The 24,933-nt window shown below is 59.5% G+C and carries 22 protein-coding genes; 15 read left to right on the plus strand and 7 right to left on the minus strand.

The features are described 5' to 3' along the window. Window positions 1-59: 59 nt before the first annotated feature. Window positions 60-842, minus strand: a complete 783-nt coding sequence (hyi, locus tag RGV59_RS14910; RefSeq protein ID WP_017849457.1) for a hydroxypyruvate isomerase — start codon at window positions 840-842, stop codon at window positions 60-62. A 10-nt stretch (window positions 843-852) separates the two neighbouring features. Beyond that, window positions 853-2,628: a glyoxylate carboligase gene (gene gcl, locus RGV59_RS14915; protein WP_017849458.1), complete on the minus strand. Its 1,776-nt coding sequence runs from the start codon at window positions 2,626-2,628 to the stop codon at window positions 853-855. Window positions 2,629-2,894: 266 nt separating this feature from the next. Between gcl and RGV59_RS14920 the strand changes: the two genes are divergently transcribed. Next, window positions 2,895-3,335, plus strand: a complete 441-nt coding sequence (locus RGV59_RS14920; protein WP_017849459.1) for a GlcG/HbpS family heme-binding protein — start codon at window positions 2,895-2,897, stop codon at window positions 3,333-3,335. A gap of 135 nt (window positions 3,336-3,470) precedes the next feature. Here RGV59_RS14920 and RGV59_RS14925 read toward each other — a convergent pair whose 3' ends face one another. Further along, the gene (locus tag RGV59_RS14925) at window positions 3,471-4,076 is read right to left on the minus strand and encodes a TetR/AcrR family transcriptional regulator (RefSeq protein ID WP_102618953.1); all 606 of its coding nucleotides are present in this window, start codon (window positions 4,074-4,076) and stop codon (window positions 3,471-3,473) included. 283 nt (window positions 4,077-4,359) lie between these two features. Here RGV59_RS14925 and RGV59_RS14930 point away from each other — a divergent pair, with 283 nt between their 5' ends. The 5 genes from RGV59_RS14930 to RGV59_RS14950 all read left to right on the plus strand — a co-directional run bounded on the left by RGV59_RS14930 (window position 4,360) and on the right by RGV59_RS14950 (window position 8,688). Next, complete coding sequence (locus tag RGV59_RS14930) at window positions 4,360-5,112, plus strand: transporter substrate-binding domain-containing protein (RefSeq protein ID WP_046486387.1); 753 nt, start codon at window positions 4,360-4,362, stop codon at window positions 5,110-5,112. Window positions 5,113-5,129: 17 nt separating this feature from the next. Next, window positions 5,130-5,846 (plus strand): ABC transporter permease, encoded by a 717-nt coding sequence (locus tag RGV59_RS14935; RefSeq protein ID WP_057003708.1) that lies wholly within the window; start codon window positions 5,130-5,132, stop codon window positions 5,844-5,846. Next, on the plus strand, window positions 5,843-6,565 hold the full coding sequence (locus tag RGV59_RS14940; protein ID WP_017849463.1) for an ABC transporter permease: 723 nt from the start codon (window positions 5,843-5,845) through the stop codon (window positions 6,563-6,565). Before RGV59_RS14935 ends, RGV59_RS14940 begins: the two co-directional genes overlap by 4 nt. Before the next feature lie 17 nt (window positions 6,566-6,582). After that, complete coding sequence (locus RGV59_RS14945; RefSeq protein WP_017849464.1) at window positions 6,583-7,359, plus strand: amino acid ABC transporter ATP-binding protein; 777 nt, start codon at window positions 6,583-6,585, stop codon at window positions 7,357-7,359. A gap of 123 nt (window positions 7,360-7,482) precedes the next feature. Then, window positions 7,483-8,688: an ISL3 family transposase gene (locus tag RGV59_RS14950; RefSeq protein ID WP_026139890.1), complete on the plus strand. Its 1,206-nt coding sequence runs from the start codon at window positions 7,483-7,485 to the stop codon at window positions 8,686-8,688. 57 nt (window positions 8,689-8,745) lie between these two features. On the opposite strand, the gene RGV59_RS14955 is transcribed toward RGV59_RS14950, so the two are convergent. Both RGV59_RS14955 and RGV59_RS14960 read right to left on the minus strand, forming a co-directional pair. Continuing rightward, on the minus strand, window positions 8,746-9,534 hold the full coding sequence (locus tag RGV59_RS14955) for a VacJ family lipoprotein (RefSeq protein ID WP_046384201.1): 789 nt from the start codon (window positions 9,532-9,534) through the stop codon (window positions 8,746-8,748). Next, window positions 9,527-10,825: a serine protein kinase PrkA gene (locus RGV59_RS14960; protein WP_017846756.1), complete on the minus strand. Its 1,299-nt coding sequence runs from the start codon at window positions 10,823-10,825 to the stop codon at window positions 9,527-9,529. Before RGV59_RS14960 ends, RGV59_RS14955 begins: the two co-directional genes overlap by 8 nt. A 236-nt stretch (window positions 10,826-11,061) precedes the next feature. Here RGV59_RS14960 and RGV59_RS14965 point away from each other — a divergent pair, with 236 nt between their 5' ends. Further along, window positions 11,062-11,430 carry a hypothetical protein gene (locus RGV59_RS14965; protein ID WP_126586582.1) on the plus strand — a complete coding sequence of 123 codons (369 nt, stop codon included), beginning with the start codon at window positions 11,062-11,064 and terminating at the stop codon, window positions 11,428-11,430. Between the two features lie 94 nt (window positions 11,431-11,524). Here RGV59_RS14965 and RGV59_RS14970 read toward each other — a convergent pair whose 3' ends face one another. Then, window positions 11,525-13,078, minus strand: coding sequence for a glycosyl hydrolase family 17 protein (locus tag RGV59_RS14970; protein WP_017846758.1), 1,554 nt, complete (start codon window positions 13,076-13,078; stop codon window positions 11,525-11,527). A 331-nt stretch (window positions 13,079-13,409) separates the two neighbouring features. Here RGV59_RS14970 and RGV59_RS14975 point away from each other — a divergent pair, with 331 nt between their 5' ends. The 3 genes from RGV59_RS14975 (at window position 13,410) to RGV59_RS14985 (ending at window position 16,487) form a co-directional block, all read left to right on the plus strand. Continuing rightward, complete coding sequence (locus RGV59_RS14975; protein WP_026139996.1) at window positions 13,410-14,261, plus strand: glycine betaine ABC transporter substrate-binding protein; 852 nt, start codon at window positions 13,410-13,412, stop codon at window positions 14,259-14,261. 259 nt (window positions 14,262-14,520) lie between these two features. Further along, the gene (locus RGV59_RS14980) at window positions 14,521-14,832 is read left to right on the plus strand and encodes a DUF485 domain-containing protein (RefSeq protein ID WP_017846760.1); all 312 of its coding nucleotides are present in this window, start codon (window positions 14,521-14,523) and stop codon (window positions 14,830-14,832) included. Further along, a complete protein-coding gene (locus RGV59_RS14985; protein WP_017846761.1) occupies window positions 14,829-16,487 on the plus strand; it encodes a cation acetate symporter in 1,659 nt (552 codons plus the stop codon). Before RGV59_RS14980 ends, RGV59_RS14985 begins: the two co-directional genes overlap by 4 nt. Before the next feature lie 434 nt (window positions 16,488-16,921). Here RGV59_RS14985 and gltA read toward each other — a convergent pair whose 3' ends face one another. Beyond that, window positions 16,922-18,211 (minus strand): citrate synthase, encoded by a 1,290-nt coding sequence (gltA, locus tag RGV59_RS14990; protein ID WP_017846762.1) that lies wholly within the window; start codon window positions 18,209-18,211, stop codon window positions 16,922-16,924. A gap of 363 nt (window positions 18,212-18,574) precedes the next feature. Here gltA and sdhC point away from each other — a divergent pair, with 363 nt between their 5' ends. The 5 genes from sdhC to RGV59_RS15015 all read left to right on the plus strand — a co-directional run bounded on the left by sdhC (window position 18,575) and on the right by RGV59_RS15015 (window position 24,896). After that, complete coding sequence (sdhC, locus tag RGV59_RS14995; RefSeq protein WP_017846763.1) at window positions 18,575-18,949, plus strand: succinate dehydrogenase, cytochrome b556 subunit; 375 nt, start codon at window positions 18,575-18,577, stop codon at window positions 18,947-18,949. Next, window positions 18,943-19,311, plus strand: a complete 369-nt coding sequence (sdhD, locus tag RGV59_RS15000; protein ID WP_017846764.1) for a succinate dehydrogenase, hydrophobic membrane anchor protein — start codon at window positions 18,943-18,945, stop codon at window positions 19,309-19,311. Before sdhC ends, sdhD begins: the two co-directional genes overlap by 7 nt. 3 nt (window positions 19,312-19,314) lie before the next feature. Beyond that, a complete protein-coding gene (gene sdhA, locus RGV59_RS15005) occupies window positions 19,315-21,087 on the plus strand; it encodes a succinate dehydrogenase flavoprotein subunit (protein WP_017846765.1) in 1,773 nt (590 codons plus the stop codon). 11 nt (window positions 21,088-21,098) lie between these two features. After that, window positions 21,099-21,803 (plus strand): succinate dehydrogenase iron-sulfur subunit, encoded by a 705-nt coding sequence (locus RGV59_RS15010; RefSeq protein WP_017846766.1) that lies wholly within the window; start codon window positions 21,099-21,101, stop codon window positions 21,801-21,803. Between the two features lie 261 nt (window positions 21,804-22,064). Further along, window positions 22,065-24,896, plus strand: a complete 2,832-nt coding sequence (locus RGV59_RS15015; RefSeq protein ID WP_017846767.1) for a 2-oxoglutarate dehydrogenase E1 component — start codon at window positions 22,065-22,067, stop codon at window positions 24,894-24,896. Window positions 24,897-24,933 lie beyond the last annotated feature (37 nt).

A 24,933-nucleotide genomic window follows, 5' to 3' on the forward strand; every position in this document is an offset into this window, starting at 1 on the left:
GGGTCCAAATGTGGGAGGGAGCAAGTCCCCTCCCACAGGTTGGTTGCGTGTTGTGCCTGTCACAGGGCGTTATGGGTCTTGAGCCAACCCAAACCCGCTTCGGTGGTGGTCAACGGCTTGTATTCACAGCCGACCCAACCCTGATAACCGATACGGTCCAAATGCTCGAACAGGAACCGATAGTTGATCTCCCCGGTCCCGGGCTCGTTGCGACCCGGGTTATCCGCCAGTTGGATGTGGTTGATCTCACCCAGGTGCGCAGCCAGGGTGCGGGCCAGATCGCCTTCCATGATTTGCATGTGGTAGATGTCGTATTGCAGGAACAGATTGGCGCTGCCCACCTGTTCGCGAATCGCCAGGGCCTGCGCGGTGTTGTTCAGGTAGAACCCAGGGATATCGCGGGTGTTGATCGCTTCCATCACCAGCTTGATACCCGCCGCTTGCAGCGTGTCGGCGGCGTATTTGAGGTTGGCGACAAAGGTCTTTTCTACAATGGCATCGTCCACGCCCTGCGGCCGGATGCCCGCCAGGCAGTTGACCTGGGTGTTGCCCAGCACCTGGGCGTAAGCGATGGCCAGGTCGACCCCGGCGCGGAACTCCTCGACCCGATCCGGGTGGCACGCCAGGCCCCGTTCGCCCTTGGCCCAATCGCCGGCCGGCAGGTTGAACAGCACCTGGGTCAAGCCATTGGCATCCAACTGCGCCTTGATTTCGGCAGAGCTGAATTCGTAGGGGAACAGGTATTCGACGCCTGCAAAGCCCGCATCGGCGGCCGCTTTGAAGCGAGCGAGAAACGCCTGTTCGGTGAACAGCATGGACAGGTTGGCGGCAAAGCGCGGCATAGGGTTCTCCTTAATCGAGCAGGGAAATGGCAGTCGGCGCATCGTTGCCGACCAGGGCCAGATCTTCGAATTCGTTGACGGCGTTGATCTCGGTGCCCATGGAAATATTGGTCACGCGCTCCAGAATAATCTCAACGATCACCGGAACCTTGAATTCTTCGAGCATTTCCTGGGCGCGGCGCAGTGCCGGCTGGATCTGGCCGGGCTCGAACACGCGCAGGGCCTTGCACCCCAGGCCTTCGGCGACGGCGACGTGGTCGACGCCATAGCCGTTGAGTTCCGGGGCGTTGAGGTTGTCGAAAGACAACTGCACGCAGTAGTCCATTTCGAACCCGCGCTGGGCCTGGCGGATCAGCCCCAGGTAGGAGTTGTTCACCACTACGTGGATATACGGCAGCTTGAACTGCGCGCCCACGGCCAGTTCTTCGATCATGAACTGGAAGTCATAGTCGCCGGACAGCGCCACCACCTTGCGGCTCGGGTCGGCCTTGACCACGCCGAGCGCCGCCGGGATGGTCCAGCCCAACGGGCCGGCCTGGCCGCAGTTGATCCAGTGACGCGGCTTGTAGACATGCAGGAATTGCGCGCCGGCAATCTGCGACAGGCCGATGGTGCTGACGTAGCAGGTGTCTTTGCCGAACACCTGGTTCATCTCTTCGTACACCCGTTGCGGCTTGACCGGCACGTTGTCGAAGTGGGTCTTGCGCTGCAGGGTGGCCTTGCGCTGCTGGCAGTCATGCAGCCAGGCGCTGCGGTCCTTGAGTTTGCCTGCGGCTTTCCACTCGCGGGCGACTTCGATGAACATCGTCAGTGCGGCCCCGGCGTCGGAAACGATGCCGAGGTCCGGGGTGAATACGCGGCCGATTTGCGTCGGTTCAATGTCGACGTGAATGAACGTGCGCCCCTCGGTGTACACCTCCACTGAACCGGTGTGGCGGTTGGCCCAGCGGTTGCCGATGCCGAGCACCACGTCGGCTTTCAGCAGCGTCGCGTTGCCATAACGGTGCGACGTTTGCAGGCCGACCATGCCTACCATCTGCGGGTGATCGTCGGGGATGGTGCCCCAGCCCATCAAGGTCGGGATCACCGGGATGCCGGTCAACTCGGCGAACTCCACCAGCAGGTCGCTGGCATCGGCATTGATCACGCCGCCACCGCTCACCAGCAGCGGGCGTTCGGCCTGGTCGAGCAGGGCCAGGGCTTTTTCCACCTGGATGCGCGTGGCCAGCGGTTTGGCCAGGGGTAGCGGCTGGTAGGCGTCGATGTCGAATTCGATCTCGGCCATCTGCACGTCGAACGGCAGGTCGATCAGCACCGGGCCAGGGCGGCCGGAGCGCATTTCATAAAAGGCCTTCTGGAACGCATACGGCACCTGGCCGGGTTCGAGGACCGTGGTCGCCCACTTGGTCACCGGCTTGACGATGCTGGTGATGTCCACGGCCTGGAAATCTTCCTTGTGCATCCGCGCCCGGGGGGCCTGGCCGGTGATGCACAGGATCGGAATCGAGTCGGCCGAGGCGCTGTACAGGCCGGTGACCATGTCGGTGCCCGCCGGGCCCGATGTGCCGATGCACACGCCGATATTGCCGGCCTTGGTGCGGGTGTAGCCCTCGGCCATGTGCGAGGCGCCTTCAACATGGCGAGCAAGGACGTGATCGATGCCACCGACCTTCTGCAAGGCCGAATACAGCGGGTTGATCGCGGCGCCTGGGATACCGAAGGCGGTGTCTACCCCTTCACGACGCATCACCAGAACGGCGGCTTCGATTGCTCTCATTTTGCTCATTGTTTTGGTGCCTCTTGCGTTTTGTAATTGTATACAAGCTGTGTTTGGTCGAAGTGTATTCACGGCGAGCGCCACAGGTCAATGCATTTTATTCAGTAGCCTTTGCGTTCGTCGGAAGGTCTTTACAGGGTGTTTTTTCGACATTCGGTAGGTTTGCGCGAAAATATTGTATACAAAAAATAACTCTATTGTGTTCTATTTGTCGCATCCGGTATCTGTTCCAACAGAGCCCACGGCTTTCCCATAACAAGATAAGGACGGCACCCATGAGCGCTTTAACCTTGAAAGTCGCAGTCAACCTGGCCGGCCAGGCCCTCGCCGCAGGCCGTACCATTGCCTCGGCGCCGCTGACCATTGCCGTGCTGGACGGCGGCGGCCACCTGATCACCCTGCAACGGGACGACGGCGCCAGCCTGCTGCGCCCGCAGATCGCCATCGGCAAGGCCTGGGGCGCGATTGCCCTGGGCAAAGGCTCACGCTTGCTCGCGCTGGATGCGCAGCAACGCCCGGCGTTTATCGCCGCATTGAACAGCTTGGGGCAGGGCAGCGTGGTGCCGGCGCCGGGCGGGGTGTTGATTCGGGATCAGGAAGGGCTGGTGCTGGGGGCGATCGGGATCAGCGGGGACACGTCGGATATTGATGAGCAGTGTGCGATCACGGCGATTGAAGCGCTGGGTTTGTGGGCGGATGCGGGGGTGTCAGCCTGATTATTGGATGACTGTCTGGGCCTTATCGGGAGCAAGCTCCCTCCCACATTTGACGGTATTCACAAATAGAAATGTGTGAACACAGTTAAAGGTGGGAGGGAGCTTGCTCCCGATTGCCACAGGCGCCTCGGTGTCTCAGTCCGGCGCACAGCCTTTGAGCACCAACCGAATAATCGTCTGCGCCGCCGCCTCGTAATCCGCTTCATCCAGCTTGTCTTTACCCGTCACCGCCGAAATCTGCCAATCAAAATCCGCATACGTCTGGGTTGCGGCCCAGATGCTGAACATCAAGTGATTGGGATCGATCGGCGCAATCAACCCACGGTCCACCCAATGCTGGATGCACTGGATATTGTGCTTGGCCTGGGCGTTGAGTTGCTCGACCTGTTCGGCGCTCAGGTGCGGGGCGCCGTGCATGATTTCGCTGGCGAACACCTTGGAGGCGAAGGGCAGGTCGCGGGAGATGCGGATTTTCGAGCGGATGTAGTTGCTCAGTACCGCCGCAGGCTCACCCTCCGGGTTGAACGGCGTCGAGGCTGCCAGGATCGGCTCGATGATGCTCTCGAGCACTTCGCGGTAGAGGTTGTCCTTGGACTTGAAGTAGTAGTAGACGTTGGGCTTGGGCAGCCCGGCCTTGGCGGCGATGTCGCTGGTTTTGGTCGCGGCGAAGCCCTTGTCGGCAAACTCCTCGCTCGCCGCCCGCAGGATCTTTTCTTTGTTGCGCTCGCGAATGCTGCTCATAAACCAGAGGGTTCCTTGCCATGACAGGCGGTTGCGCATGGTAGCACCGGCCATCCGCGAGCCTCAACAATGTGCCCGCGACACTCTTGGGGTCGATCGTGCATCCCGGTTTTGGCCTACAAAAAACTCGGAAATAGACTATCTGTAAAATATAGACGAATTGTTTAGGTTGGCGTAGTGTCCGCTGGGTCAGTGACTGAGCCTGCGTCAATCACCCGTGTTCCTTCGGGTTAGCCAGGCCTCAGGCACTACGCAGAATAAAAATAATTCGGTAGGTGCCTTCATGAAACAGGTCAAACAGACGCTCTATGCCGTAACGATCACCCTCGGGCTGTTGTCGGTGGCCCATGCGCAGCCGCTGCGTTTCGCCACCGAGGGTGCTTATCCGCCTTTCAACTATGTGGACTCGAATAACCAACTGCGTGGTTTTGACGTCGATATGGCGAACGCCCTGTGCGCCAGGCTCGGCGTCGAATGCACGATTGTTGCCCAGGACTGGGAGGGCATCATCCCGGGCCTGCTTGCGAAAAAGTACGACGCGATCATCGCCTCGATGGCCATCACCGAAGAGCGCCAGAAGACCGTCAGCTTCACCCAGCCCTACAACCGCACGCGCATGGTCCTGGCAGTGCCCAGGGGCAGCGACATTCAGGACGCCGCGCCGGCCACGTTGGCCGGCAAGACGGTCGGCGCTCAGTCGTCGTCCACCCAGGGTATCTACAACCAGGATGTCTATGGCGCCAATGGGGCGCGGGTCAAGTTGTACGTCGGCCAGGACGAGGCCAACAGCGACCTGCTCAACGGCCGCCTGGATGCGGTGGTCAACGACAGCGCGCCGATGCAGGAGTGGTTGAAGAGCACCGCCCCGCAGTGTTGTCGGGTGCTGGCTATCCCCGGTACGCAAAGCGACGCCGGTATTGCCGTGCGCAAGGCCGATGAGGCGTTGCGCGCCAGGCTGAACCAGGCCATCGCGGACGTGATCGCCGACGGCACCTATCGACAGCTCAAGTTGGCCCATGGCCTTGAGGATGATTAAGCGCGGGGGCGTCTTCCATGTTCGAGTCATTAGGGTTGTTGTCGTTGGGCGCCGGTGGGTGGGGCGGCGCGCTGCTGGCGGGCGCAGGGGTCACGATGGCGCTGGCATTGGCGTGTGTGCCGCTGGGGTTGCCATTGGGGTTGTTGGTGGCGCTGTGCAGCAGATCGGCAAACACCACGGTGAGGGCGATGGCTGCGCTGTTCTCCACCTGTTTTCGTGGCCTGCCGGAGTTGCTGACGTTATTGATCGTGTATTACGGCATCCAGATCGCGCTGCAGAAGTTCCAGGCGTATTGGGGCGGTTCGGCCGAGTTTGGCATCAACGCGTTCGTGGCGGCGGTGATCGCGTTCAGCCTGGTGCTGGCGGCCTTTTCCAGCGAGGTATGGCTGGGGGCGTTGAAGACCGTGGCGCGCGGCCAGTACGAAGGCGCCCAGGCACTGGGCTTGAGCCGCAGGCACACGTTTTTCAAGGTGGTGCTGCCGCAGGTGATGAGGATCGCCTTGCCGGGGCTTTCGAACAACTGGTTGAGCCTGCTCAAGGACACGGCATTGGTGTCGACCATTTCCCTGGTGGACCTGATGCGCCAGACCAGCCTGGCGGTGAACGCCACCAAGGAACCGATGCTGTTTTATCTGGCGGCGTGCGGCCTGTACCTGCTGCTGTCGTCGATGTCGGGGTTTTGCATCGCGCAGCTTGAAAAGCACTACGGCCAGGGCCGGGAGCGTGCCTCATGATGGGGGGCGAGCGTTTTGCCGAGTGGCTCGGGCTTGAGCTGCTTCAGCGCTACGGTGCGCAGTTGTTCGATGGCTTGTTGCTGACCCTGCAATTGGTGGCGATATCCAGCAGCGCCGGGATGGTGCTTGGCGTGCTGTTGGCGTTGGGCAGGACTTCACGCTGGCGTTTGTTGCAGTACGGGTGCAGGGCCTATCTCTACTTTTTCAGGGGCTCTCCGTTGTTGGCGCAGTTGTTCCTGATCTATTACGGCTTGGGTTCCTTCCACGGTTTCTGGCGCGACCTTGGCCTGTGGGGCTGGTTCGGCGACCCGTGGTTTTGCGCTGTGCTGGCGTTCACCTTGAATACGGCGGCCTATCAGGCCGAGATCTTTCGCGGCGGGTTGCTCTCCGTGCCCCGTGCCCACTATGAAGCCGCGACGGTGTTGGGGTTGAGCCGCACCACCACGTTTTTCAAGGTGACCTTGCCGCAGGTGCTCATCGTGACAGTGGGGCCACTGGGCAATGAACTGATTTTGATCATCAAGGCCAGCGCGATTGTGTCGCTGGTGACCTTGCTGGATTTGATGGGCGTGGCCAAGTTGGCGTTCTCACGCACTTTTGATTTCCAGGTGTATGTGTGGGTGGCGCTGGTCTACCTGCTGGTGGTCGAGTGTGTCCGGCGAGCGGTGAACCGGATCAATCGTCGACTCACCCGCCACATGCGGCCAACTGACGAATGATAAGGAAGGGTGGATACATGGGGTCATCAGGGGAGTTTGAGCGGTCGATCTGCGCGCCTGCGCCGGTGGTGATCGATGTCGAAGGGCTGAGTAAATGGTACGGCCCATACCAGGTGCTGCACGGTATCGACCTGCGTGTGGTGCAGGGCGAGCGGATTGTGCTGTGCGGCACCTCGGGCTCCGGCAAGTCCACGTTGATCCGTTGCCTCAATCGTCTGGAACCGGCGCAGCAGGGCCGAATCCAGGTGCTGGGCGCCGACTTGAGCACTTCGCCGACGCTCTGCCGCGCGGCCTTGCGTGAGGTCGGCATGGTGTTTCAGGGCTTCAACCTGTTTCCGCACCTGACCGTCTTGCAAAACTGCATGCTGGCGCCGATGTCCGTGCGCGGCATGCCCCGCGACAGCGCGCAGGACCAGGCGATGGCGCTGCTGAAAAAAGTCGGGATCGATCAACACTGGAAAAAATACCCGGCGCAACTGTCGGGCGGCCAACAGCAGCGGGTCGCGATAGCCAGGGCATTGTGCATGACCCCGAAAATCATGCTGTTCGATGAGCCGACGTCGGCACTGGACCCGGAGGCTGTCGGCGAGGTGCTGGACGTGATGGTCATGCTCGCCGAAAGTGGCATGACCTTGCTCTGCGTCACCCACGAAATGGGCTTTGCCCGGCAAGTCGCCGGGCGTGTGCTGTTTCTCGATGGCGGGCGGATCATCGAAGACCAGCCGCCGGAGGCGTTTTTCACTGCGCCACGCACACCTCGCGCGCAAGCGTTTCTGGCGCAGGTGCTGGGGTAGGCGGCTGGTATCGAGCAGGCAAAAAAAGGTTCTTCACGGAATCCCGGGAAACACAGAAACAAGAACGCCGATTTGATGGATGATGTTCGTGCGAGCAAACACATCTAAAAAACCGGCGTTCTTATGCGCAATATTAATACTTTCCTTCCTTTTTGGGAGGGCTTTTCTGTCGTTGCGATCAAACCTGACGGCGACGCCCTTCAAATCGACCTGATCCCCCAGGCCACGCGATTTCCCACCTGTGGTGGCTGCCAAAAGCTCTGTTCAACAACTCATGAGTACTGCGATCGAGTCGTGCGTGACTTGCCGATTCTCGGTCGCGCAGTCCGCCTCAACGTGCAGCTCAGGCGTGTTAGTTGCCGTGATTGTGGCAAGCGCATGGAGGTCGTCAGTTGGCTGGATCGCTATGCCCGCATGACGCGCCGGCTGGCAGAGGCCGTTATTCAAGCCTGCGAACGCCTTCCTACACTGCATGTTGCGCAAATGTTCGGGCTGCACTGGGACACCGTTCGGTTGCTGGAGCGGCGCGCTCTGCAAGCGGCGTTGAGTGCCTTACCCAAGGCCCAGCCACGGCGCCTGATAATGGACGAATTCGCGTTATTCAAAGGTCATCGCTACGCCAGCGTGGTGTTGGACGCTGATACTCGGCGAGTGCTTTGGATCGGCGAAGGCCGTAGCCGAGCGGCAGTCAGACCGTTTTTCGAAGAACTGGGGCCAGAAGGGTGCGCCCGAATTGAAGCGGTAGCGATGGACATGAACACGGCTTATGACCTGGAGGTTCGCCAACACTGCCCAAAAGCACGGGTGATTTATGACCTTTTCCATGTGGTCGCCAAATATGGCCGAGAAGTGATTGATCGTGTTCGCGTTGACGAGGCGAACCGATTGCGCCATGACAAGCCCGCTCGAAAGATCATAAAGCAAGCGCGATGGTTGCTATTGCGTAACCCGGAGAACCTGAAAAAGCCGGAACAGCAGGTTCATTTACAGGATCTGCTGGCCGCTAACCAATCGTTAATGACGGTCTACTTGATGAAGGCCGAGCTCAAAATGCTCTGGGCGCCGAGCGATGCCTGGGACTGGAGATCAGCCTGGAAGCAGTGGCTGCGTCATGCTCAAGAAAGCGAAATACCCGCACTGATCCAGTTCGCAAAGCGACTAAAGGGCTACTGGCGGGGCATCGTGAGCCGGGTGCGCTGGCCAATGCACACCGGTCAGTTGGAAGGAATAAACAATCGAATAAAGGTCATCAAACGAATGGCGTACGGTTACCGGGACAGCGAATTCTTTTTCATGAAGATCAAGAGCGTCTTTCCCGGCAATCCGTGAAGAACCCAAAAAAAGCCATTCGAGCGCGTCGAATGGCTTTTTTACCGCGCGCTGCGCTTATTCGGCAATCTGCAACTTGCGCGATTCCGTATAGATGTAGCGCACCTTTTCGTACTCGAACGGCGAGTTCAACTGACCGTAGCGGAAGCTGGTCTGGTAACGCTTGTCGACCACGCGCAGGGCCCAGATCTCCGGATGGTTGGAGCTGACTTCGGAGACGTTCAGGAAGTTGATCTGCGATTCGGCGCTGTAGTCGACCACCAGGCCGCTGGTATCGCGCAGGTTCGATGGGCCCAGGATCGGCAGCACCAGATAGGCGCCGCCAGGCACGCCATAGAAGCCCAGGGTCTGGCCGAAGTCTTCGCTCTGGCGCGGCAGGCCCATGGCGGTAGCCGGGTCCCACAGCCCGGCGACGCCGATGGTGGTGTTGAGCAGCAGGCGCCCGGTGGTTTCCAGGGAGCGGTGACCCTTGAGTTGCAACAGGCTGTTCAACAGGTTGGGCACATCGCCCAGGTTGTTGAAGAAATTGCTTACGCCGGTACGCAGGAAGCTCGGCGTGACGTAGCGGTAACCGTCGACCACCGGCAGGAACACCCATTGGTCGAAGCGGTAGTTGAAGTGGTAAACGCGACGGTTCCACGATTCCAGCGGGTCGTACACGTTGAGGGCGGTCAGTGACGAGCGTTCGAATTCGCGCTGGTCCAGGCCCGGGTTGAACTTGAGCTTGCTCAGCGGCTCCTTGAAGCCGTCGGCACCCACGACGGTGGGCGCGTGAGCCTTGCTGTTGTCGGCATTGGCCACGCTTGCGCACATCAGGGCGGCAAGCAGCAGAAGATATTTAGCCACGGAAAAACTCCAGCATGGCGTCGGCGTTGACGCGGTAGTTGAGGTTGCCGCAATGGCCGCCCAGCGGGTAGACAGTCAAGCGATCGCCGAAGGTTTGACGCAGGAAGCCGAGGTCGCCCGGGCCGAGGATCAAGTCGTCGGCGTTATGCATGACGGCGATTTTCGGGCTGGTGTGCAGGTAGTCCTTGAGGGCGTACAGGCTGACCTGATCGACCAATTGCAACAGGCTGCCGCCATCGGAACGGGCGCGCCACATCGGGATGACCTGTTCGGTGAGGTAGCAATCGAAGTCACATTGCAGCGCGCGCTTGAGGAACGGCGTGAGGCTGGTGCCTTCGGTGATCGGGTACTTCGGCGGGATGATCAGGCCGCGGCGGTTGATCAGGTCTGAGGTGAACGCGATGTCGGCCGCCGAAAAGCGGAACGTGGTGCCGATCAGCATGGCCATCTGTTCGTTGGTCAGGTGCTGCTTGGAGTTCTGGAAGTCGTAGAGCAGGGCGTCGTTAAGGTCGATGTAGCCCTTTTGCTGGAAGTAGCGGGTCAGCTTGTTCAACACCAGTTCATAAAAGGTCGTGGTGTTGTTGATGCCCTTGACCTCGGTCTGCACCAGCTTGTCGAGGTTGGTGATCGAGGTGTACAGGTTGACCGGCGGGTTGAGCAGCAGCACTTTCTTGAAGTTGAAGCTGCGGCGGGTTTCGTCGAGCTTGCTGACAAAGGCCGCATCCAGCGCACCGAGGCTGTAGCCGCTGAGGTAAAAGTCGGTGACCGGCAGTGAGGCGTTCTGCGCGCGCACTGCTTGCATCACGCGGTACATGTCTTTGGCGTCTTCCTGGGTGATACCCGGCGTGGCGAAGCGCGAGGCGGCGCTCATGAAGTCGAAGCTGGTCGGCGATGACAGTTGCACGACGTGGTAGCCGGCCTGGTAGTACAGTTTTTTCAGGTATTCGTTGATGCTGCTGTCGAACCGCGCACCGGTGCCCGAGATCAGGAAGATCAGCGGCGCGGCGCGGTCTTGCTTGGCGATGCGGTAGGTGAGCTTCTTCACTGCCCAGAAGTTGTCGGGCAGGCTGAATTCGCGCTCGGGACGCATGTTCAGGGTGTAGTCGGACTGGTTGATTTCGTCGTCGCTCGGCAAGCTGGGCCGAAGGTCAGGCGGGGTGGTGGCGATGGTCGCTTCGAACGGGTTGGTCAAAGGGAAGCCATAGCTGGCCTGGTCGATGTCGACGGCCAGTGCTGACGCACTCAAAAAAAGGCTGCCCAGCAAGGCAGCGCAGCGCAAGGAACGGAGCATGACTTAATCCCTAAGAGGAAACGTGCTGAATGAAGTTCGCAGGCTATGACCACCGCGTTGCCACCGAAGTGCCAGCCATCGGCACGAAAAGTCGGATAAAAAACGTCGGAGTCGGGGTAATAGTAGGCAGAAGATACACTTTGCCGCGTATTGATGGACACTTATCTGCGTACACATCTTGCTAACGGCCACCGGGGGATTAAGCTGAGCGCCGTTTTTGCCTATCGGAGTGTTCCATGTCCCGCCGCTTGCCGCTGACCCTACTGCTCATTGCCTTGCCGTTATGGCTGGCCGCCAGTTATGCCGCGCGTTACGGCTTCATGGAGGATGGCCGGTGGGTTGGCATTTGCGCGGATGAAGCCAGCCGTTGGGAATGCCAGGTGCGTTCGAACCTGGGCTTGATGATTCACTTCCAGGTGATGGGCTGGGCTGGGCTGATCGCGTCGGTGCTGGCGTTTTTCGTGCCGGGCCGTGCGGGGTGGGGGTTGGCGGTGCTGGGGCTGGTGTTCGGGTTGCCGGCGTTGGCGTTGTACAACACCACATTTGCGGTGTTTGCGGTGGTGATTGCCGGGTTGCGCTTGGTCCGCAAGCCACGGGCGGCCTGATAGGGCCAATCGGGGGGCAAGTCGAATCGTCGCACCGCCCCTTCCACATGGGAACGCGTTCCAAATGTGGGAGGGGCTTGCCCCGATGGCACTCTTAAGCCTTGCGCATCCGCAAGCACCGCCACAAAGCCACAACCATCAACCCACTGACCAGCGCCCAACCCCATGCCTGCTGGTTCAACAGACCTTCGCGGAACAGCTGCGGCGCAATGCCGGCACCGATGATAAAGGCCAGTAGGGCAATTTCCCGACGTGGCCCGGTCACCGGGCGAATCAGATAGACCAGGGCAGGCAGCACCAGTGCCGCACTTGGGAAGCTGCGGTAACGCGGGTCAAACACCAGCGCCAGCATCATCACCGCGCCAGCGAACCCGGCGATTGCCACCAGCCAGCCCGCGCGCGGCTCCAGCCAGTTGAACGCCCGCTCGCGCCAACCTTCGCGGCTGCTCAAGGCCAGGGCCGCATGTGCCAGTACCAGCAGGTTCAACGCGACCAGCAGCCCTGCCCACACCCATTCATCATTGAAGCGTGCGGTTACGCGGGTCAGTTCGGCCCAGGTGCCGATGGAACAGGCGGCGACGGCCCCGAGCAGCGGCAGCAGCCAGGCGGCGCGCACGCTGCGCACCCGCCCGCCGAGCGCCAGGGTGCCCAGCAGGATGAGTCCACCGACTCCCAACCACAGTGGCCAATACGGCACGTTGGTCACCGGGCCGGCGAGGATGCCTTTGTCCTGGCGATCGGCATCGAACAAGCCCCAGTAACCGCCGACAGCGCCTTCACTGGCACGCTTCCACGGTTGGTCGAAGGCTTCGATCAGGTTGTAGTGCCAGCCATTGGCTTCGGCCATGGCCACGAAACCGCGCATGAACTTGGCCTCATTGACCCGGCTCGGCACCGCGGTTTCGCGCTGGCGGCCTTCGCTGGGCCAGCCGGTCTCGCCGATCATTACGTCCTTGGGCGCGAATTTATTGCCGAAGGTCTGGCGCACATCACCGACATGCTTGAGCGCTTGGTCGATTCCCGAGGGGGCGTCTTCCCAGTACGGCAGCAAGTGGATGGTCAGGAAATCCACCGCCGGGGCAATTTCCGGGTGTTGCAGCCAGAATTCCCAGACGTCGGCATACGTGACCGGCTGCTTGATCTGGCTTTTGACCTTATGGATCAGCTTCACCAACTGTGCGGCCGTGACTTCCTTGCGCAGCAGGGTTTCGTTGCCGACGATCACCGAAGTCACCACGTCGGCGTTGGCGTTGGCCGAGGCGATCAAGGCGTCGACTTCTTTTTCGGTGTCGACCGGGTTGCCGTTGACCCAGGCGCCGATCATCAGTTTCAGCCCGTGCTTGCGCGCCAGGTCCGGCAAGGCCTCCAGGCCGGTCATGGAGTAGGTGCGGATGCATTCGAAGCGGGTGGCCAGCAGGGCCAGGTCGGCGTCCATGCGCTCGGGGCGCAGCTTGAACGGCTGGTCGAACGGTGATTGGTCCTTGTCGAACGGTGTGTAGGAGGCGCATTGCAGTTTGTGGCTGGCGCTGGCCGCGTCCGGCAGCACCACTGGCCGGCCGAGGCCATACCAGTACCCGACCAGCGCAAGCAGGCCGAGGATCAAGGCGAATAAATAGGGCAGGGCAGGGAAGCGGGCAGTTGCGGGCATGGTCGGCTTATCTGGGGAGCAAAGGCGCGCATCTTACCCGGATTTGTCGCGTCCCAGTGGGGCTGCATGATTTAGACATGCAAAGTTCGGGCGGGGTATGAGGTGAGCGTCCCATAACAGCGATAGCTGGCGATGTGATGTCGTTTCTTGCTTACCTGAGGTCGCTGACAGAGCAGGACAAAGGCCCCGGCAGGTTGATGATCGAAGTATCAGCACTCCACTGATGTCGTTGCCGCCGGATCGATGCGCGTGAAGGGGGCGTGGCGCACCACATAACAACAGGTTGACGTCGCTCGACATCCGTCGGGCGCAGCACTTTCGGGGAAGTACGATGAAGATGCGACGACTCTTGGGCGCAGTTGCCACTCTGGTAGTTGCGATGAGCTCCACACTGGCCAGCGCCGACAGCAAAACCCTGAGCATCGGCTACGTGGACGGTTGGTCCGACAGCGTTGCCACCACTCATGTGGCGGCAGAGGTGATCAAGGCAAAGCTCGGTTATGACGTCAAGTTGCAAGCGGTCGCCACCGGGATCATGTGGCAGGGTGTTGCCACCGGCAAGCTCGACGCCATGCTCTCTGCCTGGCTACCCGTGACCCACGGTGAATACTGGGCCAAGAACAAGGACAAGGTGGTCGACTACGGCCCCAACTTCAAGGATGCGAAGATCGGCCTGATCGTGCCGGAGTACGTCAAGGCCAAGTCCATCGAAGACCTCAAGACCGACACCACCTTCAAGAACAAGATCGTCGGTATCGACGCCGGTTCAGGCGTGATGCTCAAGACCGACGAAGCGATCAAGGCCTATGGCCTGGACTACAAGCTGCAAGCCAGCTCCGGTGCCGCGATGATCGCCGAACTGACCCGCGCCGAAGACAAGCAGGAATCCATTGCAGTCACCGGGTGGGTGCCGCACTGGATGTTCGCCAAGTGGAAACTGCGGTTCCTGGACGATCCAAAAGGGATCTATGGCGCTGCTGAAACCGTCAACAGCATCGGTAGCAAGGGCCTGGAGAAGAAAGCCCCGGACGTCGTGGCGTTCCTGAAGAAATTCCAATGGGCTTCCAAGGACGAAATCGGTGAAGTCATGCTCGCCATCCAGGAGGGCGCCAAGCCCGATGCAGCCGCCAAGGACTGGGTTGCCAAGCACCCTGAGCGGGTTGCCGAGTGGCTCGCCAAGTAACCCCCCTTTGATGTAACCCTCTGTGGGAGGGGGCTTGCCCCCGATAGCGATGGATCAGTCAGATCATCAGCGACTGACACACCGCAATTGGGGGCAAGCCCCCTCCCACATTATTTTCGCCGCCCGCAAATGTTTCTGCGCCCTCGCAAACCCTCGCTACACTCCCTCTAATACTAAGGTCGTCTGGAACCTGCCCCGTAGCCGCATACAGTGGCTATTGTTTCAATAATAACAAAGCTGTGCTGCGAGGATAAAAACAATGAACGACAGCATTTACCTCTCGATTCAAAACAGCCCGCGCTTCAAGGAGCTGGTTAGAAAAAGGGAAAGGTTCGCCTGGATTCTCTCGGCGATCATGCTAGGGCTTTACTCCGGATTCATCCTGTTGATTGCCTACGGGCCACAATTGCTGGGGGCTAAGATCAGCTCCACTTCGTCCATCACCTGGGGAATCCCTATCGGTGTCGGGCTGATTCTATCGGCCTTTGTCCTCACTGCGATCTACGTGCGACGCGCCAACGGCGAATTCGACGATCTGAACAATGCGATTCTCAAGGAGGCTGCGCAATGATCCGTCGTCTATTGGCTGTACTGGGTGCTTCGGTCTTCGCGCCTGCTATATGGGCGGGGGAGGCGTTGACCGGTGAAGTGCAAAAACAACCGCTGAATATTCCAGCGATCCTGATGTTCGTGGTCTTTGTCGGCGCGACGTTGTGCATTACCTACTGGGCGTCCAAGCGCAACAACTCGGCGGCCGACTATTATGCGGCCGGCGGCAAGATCACCGGTTTCCAGAACGGCCTGGCGATTGCCGGCGACTATATGTCGGCCGCGTCCTTTCTGGGTATTTCCGCACTGGTATACACCTCCGGCTACGACGGCCTGATCTACTCGATCGGCTTCCTGGTGGGCTGGCCGATCATTCTGTTCCTGATCGCCGAGCGCCTGCGTAACCTGGGCAAATACACCTTTGCCGACGTGGCGTCCTATCGCCTCGGGCAAACCCAGATCCGTAGCCTGTCGGCTTGCGGTTCGCTGGTGGTGGTGGCGTTCTACCTGATCGCGCAGATGGTTGGCGCGGGCAAGTTGATCCAGCTGCTGTTCGGCCTTGATTACCATGTAGCGGTGATCATGGTGGGTGTCCTGATGTGCCTGTACGTGCTGTTCGGCGGCATGCTGGCGACCACCTGGGTGCAGATCATCAAGGCAGTGTTGCTGCTGTCCGGTGCTACGTTCATGGCAGTCATGGTGATGAAGCACGTCAACTTCGACTTCAGCACGCTGTTTTCCGAGGCGATCAAGGTTCACCCTAAAGGTGAAGCGATCATGAGCCCTGGCGGTCTGGTGAAAGATCCGGTCTCCGCGTTCTCCCTGGCTCTGGCACTGATGTTCGGTACCGCCGGCCTGCCGCACATCCTGATGCGCTTCTTCACCGTGAGCGACGCCAAGGAAGCGCGCAAGAGCGTGTTGTACGCCACTGGTTTCATCGGCTACTTCTACATCCTGACCTTCATCATCGGTTTCGGCGCGATCCTGCTGGTCAGCACCAACCCGGCGTTCAAGGATGCTGCAGGCGCCTTGCTCGGTGGTAACAACATGGCGGCGGTTCACCTGGCCAACGCGGTGGGTGGCAGTATCTTCCTGGGCTTCATCTCGGCTGTGGCGTTTGCCACCATCCTCGCGGTGGTTGCGGGCTTGACCCTGGCCGGTGCTTCGGCGGTGTCCCATGACCTGTATGCCAGCGTGATCAAGAAAGGCAAGGCCAACGACAAAGAGGAGATTCGCGTCTCGAAGATCACCACTATCGCCTTGGCGGTGCTGGCAATCGGTCTGGGTATCCTGTTTGAAAGCCAGAACATTGCGTTCATGGTCGGCCTGGCGTTCTCTATCGCTGCCAGCTGTAACTTCCCGGTGTTGCTGCTTTCCATGTACTGGAAAAACCTCACCACCCGTGGCGCAATGATTGGCGGCTGGCTCGGGTTGGTCAGTGCTGTGGGCCTGATGGTCCTGGGGCCGACCATCTGGGTGTCGATCCTGCATCACGAAAAAGCCATCTTCCCGTATGAGTACCCTGCGCTGTTCTCGATGTTCATCGCGTTCGTCAGCATCTGGTTCTTCTCCATCACCGACAAGTCGGCGGCGGCAGTCAAGGAACGGGCGCTGTACTTCCCGCAGTTTGTGCGTTCGCAGACTGGCCTGGGGGCGAGTGGGGCGGTTTCTCACTAAGGTTGTAGCTCAATAGGAAATGCCCCGGTCGATAGGCTGGGGCATTTTTTTGGCTGGAGTTTTGTGGTGGCTGGGCCATTGCTATCGGGGGCAAGCCCCCTCCCACAGTTGGTTGCATTTCAAGGTGGGTAGTCGGTCAGGTTTTGGGGGGGAATAGGAAATGCCCCGGTCGATAGGCTGGGGCATTTTTTTGGCTGGAGTTTTGTGGTGGCTGGGCCATTGCTATCGGGGGCAAGCCCCCTCCCACAGTCGGTTGCATTCCAAGGTGGGTAGTTGGTCAGGTTTGGGGGGCTTAATAGGACGTGTCCCGGTCGATAGGCTGGGGGCTTGCTCCCGATAGCTGAATTTCAGACAAAACAGTTTCTTGGTTCTTGCACAAATAAAAACGGCCTCCATGAAGGAGGCCGCTTTTTTATTGCGCGTCAGTCAGATGCTTACTTGCGATCTTCCAACTTGGTAATGTCACGCGACTCGTAGCCGGTGTACAGCTGGCGCGGGCGGCCAATCTTGTACGGGCTGGAGAGCATTTCTTTCCAGTGGGAGATCCAGCCCACGGTCCGCGCCAGGGCGAAGATCACGGTGAACATGCTGGTTGGAATGCCGATCGCCTTGAGGATGATCCCCGAGTAGAAGTCGACGTTCGGGTACAGCGAGCGTTCGATGAAGTACGGGTCGGTCAGAGCGATCTCTTCCAGGCGCATGGCCAGTTCGAGTTGCGGATCGTTCTTGATGCCCAGTTCCCTCAACACTTCGTCGCAGGTCTTCTTCATGACGGTGGCGCGCGGGTCGCGGTTCTTGTAGACCCGGTGACCGAAGCCCATCAACTTGAACGGATCGTTCTTGTCCTTGGCCTTGGCGATGTATTTGTCGATGTTCGAGACATCGCCGATTTCATCGAGCATGGTCAATACGGCTTCGTTCGCACCGCCGTGGGCAGGGCCCCACAGCGCGGCGATACCGGCGGCGATACAGGCGAACGGGTTGGCACCCGAAGAGCCGGCCAGACGCACGGTAGAGGTGGAGGCGTTCTGCTCGTGGTCGGCATGGAGGATGAAGATCCGGTCCATTGCCTTGGCGAGCACCGGGCTGATCGGTTTGATCTCGCACGGGGTGTTGAACATCATGTGCAGGAAGTTTTCCGCGTAAGTCAGGTCGTTGCGCGGGTACATCATGGGTTGCCCCATGGAGTACTTGTAAACCATTGCGGCCAGGGTCGGCATCTTGGCAACCAGGCGGATCGCGGAAATTTCGCGATGCTGCGGGTTATTGATGTCGAGGGAGTCGTGATAGAAGGCCGACAGGGCGCCGACCACGCCGCACATGACGGCCATCGGGTGGGCGTCGCGACGGAAGCCGTTGAAGAACGTCTTCAACTGCTCGTGAACCATGGTGTGGTTCTTTACAGTACTGACAAACTGGGCTTTCTGCTCGGCGGTTGGCAACTCGCCATTTAGTAGCAGATAGCAGGTTTCCAGGTAGTCCGATTTCTCAGCCAGTTGCTCGATCGGGTAGCCCCGATGCAGCAAAATGCCATTATCGCCATCAATATAGGTAATCTTCGACTCGCATGAGGCGGTCGACATGAAACCTGGGTCGAAAGTGAAACGGCCCGTGGCCGTCAGGCCCCGTACGTCGATAACATCAGGACCAACGGTGCCGGTTAAAATGGGCAGCTCGACGGGGGCTGCGCCCTCGATGATCAACTGCGCTTTTTTGTCAGCCATGTGGCCTCCTATTTATGCTTCAAATCATCAGACAGACCCCCCACGCAGGGCCCGCACCACTATAGTGAGATAAATTCAGATGTCAATTTGCCTAAAGTCTTGCCCCAGAAGGCTTTAACCGGACTTTTTCCTCGAAATTTACCGCCATTTACGCCTTTTATCCTGCCAACGCAATGCGCTATTAGGGTGAGGTCAGCGCGTTGTCATTAGTAACCTAACTGTCTATACTCGGCCACCGACCGCCAAGGGCTTTTGGGCTTGCTTTCATTGGGGGTCGCACTCCCTGGGTGGTGTTACCTGACCAGTCCGCTCCCCAACAACTTTGCCCTGATTGTTAGGGGCTCTTCAGTGTGAAAAAAAGCCGTGAATAGCCAACGACCTGTAAACCTAGACCTAAGGACCATCAAACTCCCCATCACCGGCGTTACGTCGTTCCTGCACCGTGTTTCCGGCATCATCCTCTTCCTGGGCCTGGGCTTCATGCTTTATGCATTGAGCAAATCCCTGGGTTCCGAGGAAGGTTATGCCGAGGTGAAGGCATGCTTGACCAGTCCGCTGGCCAAGTTCGTAGCATGGGGCCTCTTGTCCGCTCTGCTGTATCACTTGGTAGCCGGCGTGCGCCACTTGATCATGGATATGGGCATCGGTGAGACGCTGGAAGGCGGCCGCCTGGGCTCGAAAATCGTCATCGCCGTTTCCGTGGCGCTGATCGTTCTGGCAGGAGTTTGGATATGGTAACCAGCGTAACGAATCTGTCGCGTTCGGGCCTCTATGACTGGATGGCACAGCGTGTGTCTGCGGTCGTTCTCGCGGCTTATTTCATTTTCCTGATCGGATACCTCGTCGCCAATCCGGGCATCGGCTATGAGCAATGGCATGGCCTGTTTTCCCACAATGCGATGCGAATCTTCAGTCTGCTGGCCCTTGTAGCCCTGGGCGCTCACGCCTGGGTCGGCATGTGGACCATTTCGACCGACTACCTGACGCCGATGGCGCTGGGCAAGTCTGCGACAGCAGTACGGTTTCTCTTCCAGGCAGTATGCGGCGTCGCGATGTTCGCTTACTTCGTCTGGGGTGTGCAGATTCTTTGGGGTATCTGATCCATGGCTAACATTCCAACTATTTCCTTCGACGCCATCATCATTGGTGGCGGCGGCGCCGGCATGCGCGCAGCGCTGCAACTGGCTCAGGGCGGTCACAAGACTGCCGTGATCACCAAGGTGTTCCCGACGCGTTCCCACACCGTATCGGCCCAGGGTGGCATCACCTGCGCCATCGCCTCCGCCGACCCGAACGATGACTGGCGCTGGCACATGTACGATACCGTCAAGGGTTCCGACTATATCGGTGACCAGGACGCTATCGAATACATGTGTCAGGAAGGCCCGGCCGCCGTGTTCGAGCTGGACCACATGGGTCTGCCGTTCTCGCGTACCGAGCAAGGTCGTATCTACCAGCGTCCATTCGGCGGTCAGTCGAAGGATTACGGTAAAGGCGGCCAGGCTGCCCGTACTTGCGCCGCGTCCGACCGTACCGGTCACGCGCTGCTGCATACCCTGTATCAGGGCAACCTGAAAGCCGGCACCACGTTCCTGAACGAGTACTACGCGGTTGACCTGGTAAAAAACCAGGACGGCGCATTCGTCGGCGTGATCGCTATCTGCATCGAAACCGGTGAAACCACCTACATCCGCGCCAAGGCTACCGTTCTGGCGACCGGCGGTGCAGGTCGTATCTACGCCTCGACCACCAACGCACTGATCAACACCGGCGACGGCGTTGGCATGGCGCTGCGTGCTGGCGTGCCGGTGCAAGACATTGAAATGTGGCAGTTCCACCCAACCGGCATCGCCGGCGCCGGTGTACTCGTCACCGAAGGTTGCCGTGGTGAAGGTGGCTACCTGATCAACAAGCACGGTGAGCGTTTCATGGAGCGTTATGCTCCGAACGCGAAAGACCTTGCCGGTCGTGACGTTGTAGCCCGTTCCATGGTCAAGGAAATCATCGCCGGCAACGGCTGTGGCCCGAACGGCGACCACGTGCTGCTCAAGCTCGATCACCTCGGCGAGGAAGTGCTGCACAGCCGCCTGCCAGGTATCTGCGAACTGTCCAAGACCTTCGCGCACGTTGACCCGGTGGTTGCTCCGGTTCCGGTTGTTCCGACTTGCCACTACATGATGGGCGGCGTGCCGACCAACATCCATGGCCAGGCAATCACCCAGAATGCCGACGGCGTGGACGAGATCATTCATGGTCTGTTCGCGGTGGGCGAAGTGGCTTGCGTATCGGTTCACGGCGCCAACCGTCTGGGCGGCAACTCGCTGCTCGACCTGGTGGTCTTCGGCCGCGCTGCTGGCCTGCACCTGGAAAAGGCGCTGACCGACGGCATCGAATACGATGACGCTACCGACGCCAACATCGAAGCTGCCCTGGCGCGTCTGTCCGCTCTGAACGAGCGTACCGAAGGCGAAGACGTGGCTACCCTGCGTCGCGAGCTGCAAAGCTGCATGCAGAACTACTTCGGTGTATTCCGTACCGGCGAATACATGCAGAAGGGTATTGCCCTGCTGGCTGACCTGCGCAAGCGCATCGCCAACGTCAAGATCAACGATAAGAGCCAGGCGTTCAACACCGCTCGTATCGAAGCCCTTGAGCTGCAAAACCTGTTGGAAGTGGCTGAAGCGACTGCGATTGCCGCCGAGGTTCGTAAAGAGTCCCGCGGTGCTCACGCTCGTGAAGACTACGAAGACCGTGACGATGAAAACTGGCTGTGCCACACCCTCTACTTCCCGGGTGAAAAGCGCGTCACCAAGCGTGCCGTTAACTTCTCGCCGAAGACGGTTCCGATGTTTGAACCGAAAATTCGGACTTACTAAGGGTGGCTGCCATGTTGAAAGTCAGTGTGTATCGCTACAACCCTGATCGGGACGCTGCGCCGTTCATGCAGGAATTCCAGGTCAATACCGGTGGTAAAGACTTGATGGTGCTGGATGTGCTGGCCCTGATCAAAGAGCAGGACGAAGGGTTCTCCTATCGTCGCTCTTGCCGTGAAGGTGTTTGCGGCTCCGACGGCATGAACATCAACGGCAAGAACGGCCTGGCGTGCATCACGCCGCTGTCCGCCGTGGTCAAAGGCAACAAGCTGATCATTCGTCCTCTGCCAGGTTTGCCGGTTATCCGTGACCTGGTCGTCGATATGAGCATCTTCTACAAGCAATACGAGAAGGTTAAGCCATTCCTGCAGAACGATACGCCGGCTCCGGCCATCGAGCGTCTGCAGTCCCCGGAAGAGCGCGAGAAGCTCGACGGCCTGTACGAGTGCATCCTGTGCGCTTGCTGCTCGACGTCGTGCCCATCCTTCTGGTGGAACCCGGACAAATTCCTGGGCCCGGCTGCTCTGCTGCAAGCATATCGCTTCCTGGCAGACAGCCGTGACACCCAGACCTCCGAGCGTCTGGCTTCACTGGATGACCCGTTCAGCGTATTCCGCTGCCGCGGGATCATGAACTGCGTCAACGTATGTCCTAAAGGCCTGAACCCGACTAAGGCCATTGGTCACATCCGTAACATGCTGCTGCAAAGCGGCGTGTAATTGACGTTGTAGCAAAGCAGGACCGTTGTGCCCGTAAATGCTACGGCGCAGGCTTCAACCGGCGCCGTAGTCTTAACTTGAGCAGCGACTTACAAAGCCGCGGCTCTTATTTTGAAGAAATGAGACAAGCAGGGGCATTCGGGTTGGTACCCGAACTATCAGCGTGATCCTAAGTGGCTTGTTTTGGTCGCTGCACTTGGCCTTTTGCAAGCAAACTCGGTGTCGCCGCCGGTGGTGTCCCCAAATCGAGGGTGACCAAGCATGCAAGAAAGCGTGATGCAGCGCATGTGGAACAGCGGCTATCTTTCAGGTGGTAACGCTGCCTATGTGGAAGAGCTTTATGAGCTCTACCTGCACGACCCTAACGCTGTGCCAGAAGAATGGCGCACCAAATTTCAGACGTTGTCTTCAGACGGCAACGCTGCCACCGATGTATCGCACGCAACAATTCGCGATCAGTTCGTGCTGCTGGCAAAGAACCAGCGCCGCGCCCAACCGGTTTCAGCCGGAAGCGTGAGCAGTGAGCATGAGAAGAAGCAAGTTGAAGTACTGCGACTGATCCAGGCCTACCGTATGCGCGGCCACCAGGCGGCCCAGCTCGACCCGCTGGGGCTCTGGAAGCGTCCTGCACCTGCAGACCTGTCGATCAATCATTACGGCTTGACCAATGCCGATCTTGATACGACCTTCCGTGCCGGAGACCTGTTCATCGGCAAAGAGGAAGCGAGCCTACGCGAAATTCACGAAGCGTTGCAGCAGACATATTGCCGCACCATTGGCGCTGAGTTCACGCACATCACCGACTCCGAACAGCGTCACTGGTTCCAGCATCGCCTGGAAGGCGTGCGTGGCCGTCCGGTGTTGTCTGCCGATGTGCGCAGCCACCTGCTTGAGCGCGTGACCGCAGCCGAAGGCCTCGAAAAATACCTGGGCACCAAATACCCGGGCACCAAGCGTTTCGGCCTGGAAGGCGGCGAGAGCCTGATTCCGATGCTCGACGAGCTGATTCAGCGTTCCGGCTCCTACGGCACCAAGGAAATCGTGATCGGCATGGCCCACCGTGGCCGTCTCAACGTGCTGGTCAACACCTTCGGCAAGAACCCGCGCGACTTGTTCGACGAGTTCGAAGGCAAGAAAAAGGTCGAGCTGGGTTCCGGTGACGTTAAATACCACCAGGGCTTCTCGTCCAACGTGATGACCACCGGCGGTGAAGTTCACCTGGCCATGGCCTTCAACCCGTCCCACCTGGAAATCGTTTCTCCAGTGGTCGAGGGTTCGGTGCGGGCTCGCCAGGATCGTCGTAACGACGCGACCGGTGAGAAGGTTCTGCCGATTTCCATCCACGGCGACGCGGCATTCGCCGGTCAAGGCGTGGTCCTGGAAACCTTCCAGATGTCGCAGACCCGCGGCTTCAAGACCGGCGGTACCGTTCACATCGTCATCAACAACCAGGTGGGCTTCACCATCAGCAACCCGTTGGACGCGCGTTCCACCGAGTACGCCACCGACGTTGCCAAGATGATCCAGGCGCCGATCCTCCATGTGAATGGTGATGATCCGGAAGCCGTGCTGTTCGTGACCCAACTGGCTGTCGACTACCGCATGCAGTTCAAGCGTGACGTGGTGATCGACCTGGTTTGCTACCGCCGTCGCGGTCACAACGAAGCGGACGAACCAAGCGGCACCCAGCCGTTGATGTACCAGCAGATCACCAAGCAGCGCACCACCCGTGAGCTGTACGCCGAAAGCCTGACCAAGGCCGGTGTGATTGACGAAGCGCGTGTTCAGGCGAAAGTCGACGAATACCGCAACGCGTTGGACAATGGTCTGCATGTTGTAAAAAGCCTGGTCAAAGAGCCGAACAAAGAGCTGTTCGTCGACTGGCGTCCGTACCTGGGCCACGCCTGGACTGCGCGTCACGATACGTCGTTCGATCTGAAGACTCTGCAGGAACTGTCTGCCAAGCTGCTGGAAATTCCTGACGGCTTCGTCGTACAGCGCCAGGTCGCGAAGATCTACGAAGACCGTCAGAAGATGCAAGCCGGCGGCCTGCCGATCAACTGGGGTTACGCCGAAACCATGGCGTATGCGACCCTGGCGTTCGAAGGTCACCCGATCCGCATGACCGGCCAGGACATCGGCCGTGGTACGTTCTCGCACCGTCACGCGGTTCTGCACAACCAGAAAGACGCAGGCACCTACATCCCGCTGCAACACCTGTACGAAGGCCAGCCACGTTTCGACCTGTACGATTCGTTCCTGTCCGAAGAAGCCGTACTGGCGTTTGAATACGGTTACTCGACCACCACGCCTAACGCGCTGGTGATCTGGGAAGCCCAGTTCGGCGACTTCGCCAACGGTGCCCAGGTGGTTATCGACCAGTTCATCACCAGCGGCGAGCACAAGTGGGGCCGTCTGTGCGGTCTGACCATGCTGCTGCCACACGGTTATGAAGGTCAGGGTCCGGAGCACTCCTCGGCCCGTCTGGAGCGTTACCTGCAGCTGTGCGCCGAGCACAACATCCAGGTGTGCGTGCCGACTACCCCGGCCCAGATCTACCACTTGCTGCGTCGCCAGGTCATTCGCCCGCTGCGCAAGCCGCTGGTAGTGCTGACGCCGAAATCGCTGTTGCGTCATAAATTGGCCATCTCGACCCTGGAAGATCTGGCGGAAGGCTCGTTCCAGACCGTTATTCCAGAAATCGATACACTGGACGCGGCCAAGGTCACTCGCCTGATCCTGTGCAGCGGCAAGGTCTACTACGATTTGCTGGAAAAACGCCGTGCCGAAGGCCGCGAAGACATCGCCATCGTGCGTATCGAGCAGCTTTACCCGTTCCCGGAAGATGACCTCATGGAGATCATCGCGCCTTACACCAACCTCACTCATGTAGTGTGGTGTCAGGAAGAACCGATGAACCAGGGCGCCTGGTACAGCAGCCAGCATCATCTGCGTCGCAGCATTGGTAACCACAACAAGGCCCTGGGCCTGGAATACGCCGGTCGCGATGCTTCTGCCGCGCCTGCCTGTGGTTATGCATCGATGCATGCCGAGCAGCAGGAAAAACTCCTGCAAGATGCTTTCACTGTTTAACGCCTTCGCGCTGACTGAAACCGAATTTTAAGGACCC

It is taken from the genome of Pseudomonas sp. FG1 (assembly GCF_034313875.1).
Lineage (GTDB): Bacteria > Pseudomonadota > Gammaproteobacteria > Pseudomonadales > Pseudomonadaceae > Aquipseudomonas > Aquipseudomonas veronii.

Excerpts from the sequence above, each read along its gene's own strand:
- hyi (WP_017849457.1), bottom strand. The coding sequence starts at position 842 with ATGCCGCGCTTTGCCGCCAACCTGTCCATGCTGTTCACCGAACAGGCG.
- gcl (WP_017849458.1), bottom strand. The coding sequence starts at position 2,628 with ATGAGCAAAATGAGAGCAATCGAAGCCGCCGTTCTGGTGATGCGTCGT.
- RGV59_RS14920 (WP_017849459.1), top strand. The coding sequence starts at position 2,895 with ATGAGCGCTTTAACCTTGAAAGTCGCAGTCAACCTGGCCGGCCAGGCC.
- RGV59_RS14925 (WP_102618953.1), bottom strand. The coding sequence starts at position 4,076 with ATGAGCAGCATTCGCGAGCGCAACAAAGAAAAGATCCTGCGGGCGGCG.
- RGV59_RS14930 (WP_046486387.1), top strand. The coding sequence starts at position 4,360 with ATGAAACAGGTCAAACAGACGCTCTATGCCGTAACGATCACCCTCGGG.
- RGV59_RS14935 (WP_057003708.1), top strand. The coding sequence starts at position 5,130 with ATGTTCGAGTCATTAGGGTTGTTGTCGTTGGGCGCCGGTGGGTGGGGC.
- RGV59_RS14940 (WP_017849463.1), top strand. The coding sequence starts at position 5,843 with ATGATGGGGGGCGAGCGTTTTGCCGAGTGGCTCGGGCTTGAGCTGCTT.
- RGV59_RS14945 (WP_017849464.1), top strand. The coding sequence starts at position 6,583 with ATGGGGTCATCAGGGGAGTTTGAGCGGTCGATCTGCGCGCCTGCGCCG.
- RGV59_RS14950 (WP_026139890.1), top strand. The coding sequence starts at position 7,483 with ATGCGCAATATTAATACTTTCCTTCCTTTTTGGGAGGGCTTTTCTGTC.
- RGV59_RS14960 (WP_017846756.1), bottom strand. The coding sequence starts at position 10,825 with ATGCTCCGTTCCTTGCGCTGCGCTGCCTTGCTGGGCAGCCTTTTTTTG.
- RGV59_RS14965 (WP_126586582.1), top strand. The coding sequence starts at position 11,062 with ATGTCCCGCCGCTTGCCGCTGACCCTACTGCTCATTGCCTTGCCGTTA.
- RGV59_RS14970 (WP_017846758.1), bottom strand. The coding sequence starts at position 13,078 with ATGCCCGCAACTGCCCGCTTCCCTGCCCTGCCCTATTTATTCGCCTTG.
- RGV59_RS14975 (WP_026139996.1), top strand. The coding sequence starts at position 13,410 with ATGAAGATGCGACGACTCTTGGGCGCAGTTGCCACTCTGGTAGTTGCG.
- RGV59_RS14980 (WP_017846760.1), top strand. The coding sequence starts at position 14,521 with ATGAACGACAGCATTTACCTCTCGATTCAAAACAGCCCGCGCTTCAAG.
- RGV59_RS14985 (WP_017846761.1), top strand. The coding sequence starts at position 14,829 with ATGATCCGTCGTCTATTGGCTGTACTGGGTGCTTCGGTCTTCGCGCCT.
- gltA (WP_017846762.1), bottom strand. The coding sequence starts at position 18,211 with ATGGCTGACAAAAAAGCGCAGTTGATCATCGAGGGCGCAGCCCCCGTC.
- sdhD (WP_017846764.1), top strand. The coding sequence starts at position 18,943 with ATGGTAACCAGCGTAACGAATCTGTCGCGTTCGGGCCTCTATGACTGG.
- sdhA (WP_017846765.1), top strand. The coding sequence starts at position 19,315 with ATGGCTAACATTCCAACTATTTCCTTCGACGCCATCATCATTGGTGGC.
- RGV59_RS15010 (WP_017846766.1), top strand. The coding sequence starts at position 21,099 with ATGTTGAAAGTCAGTGTGTATCGCTACAACCCTGATCGGGACGCTGCG.
- RGV59_RS15015 (WP_017846767.1), top strand. The coding sequence starts at position 22,065 with ATGCAAGAAAGCGTGATGCAGCGCATGTGGAACAGCGGCTATCTTTCA.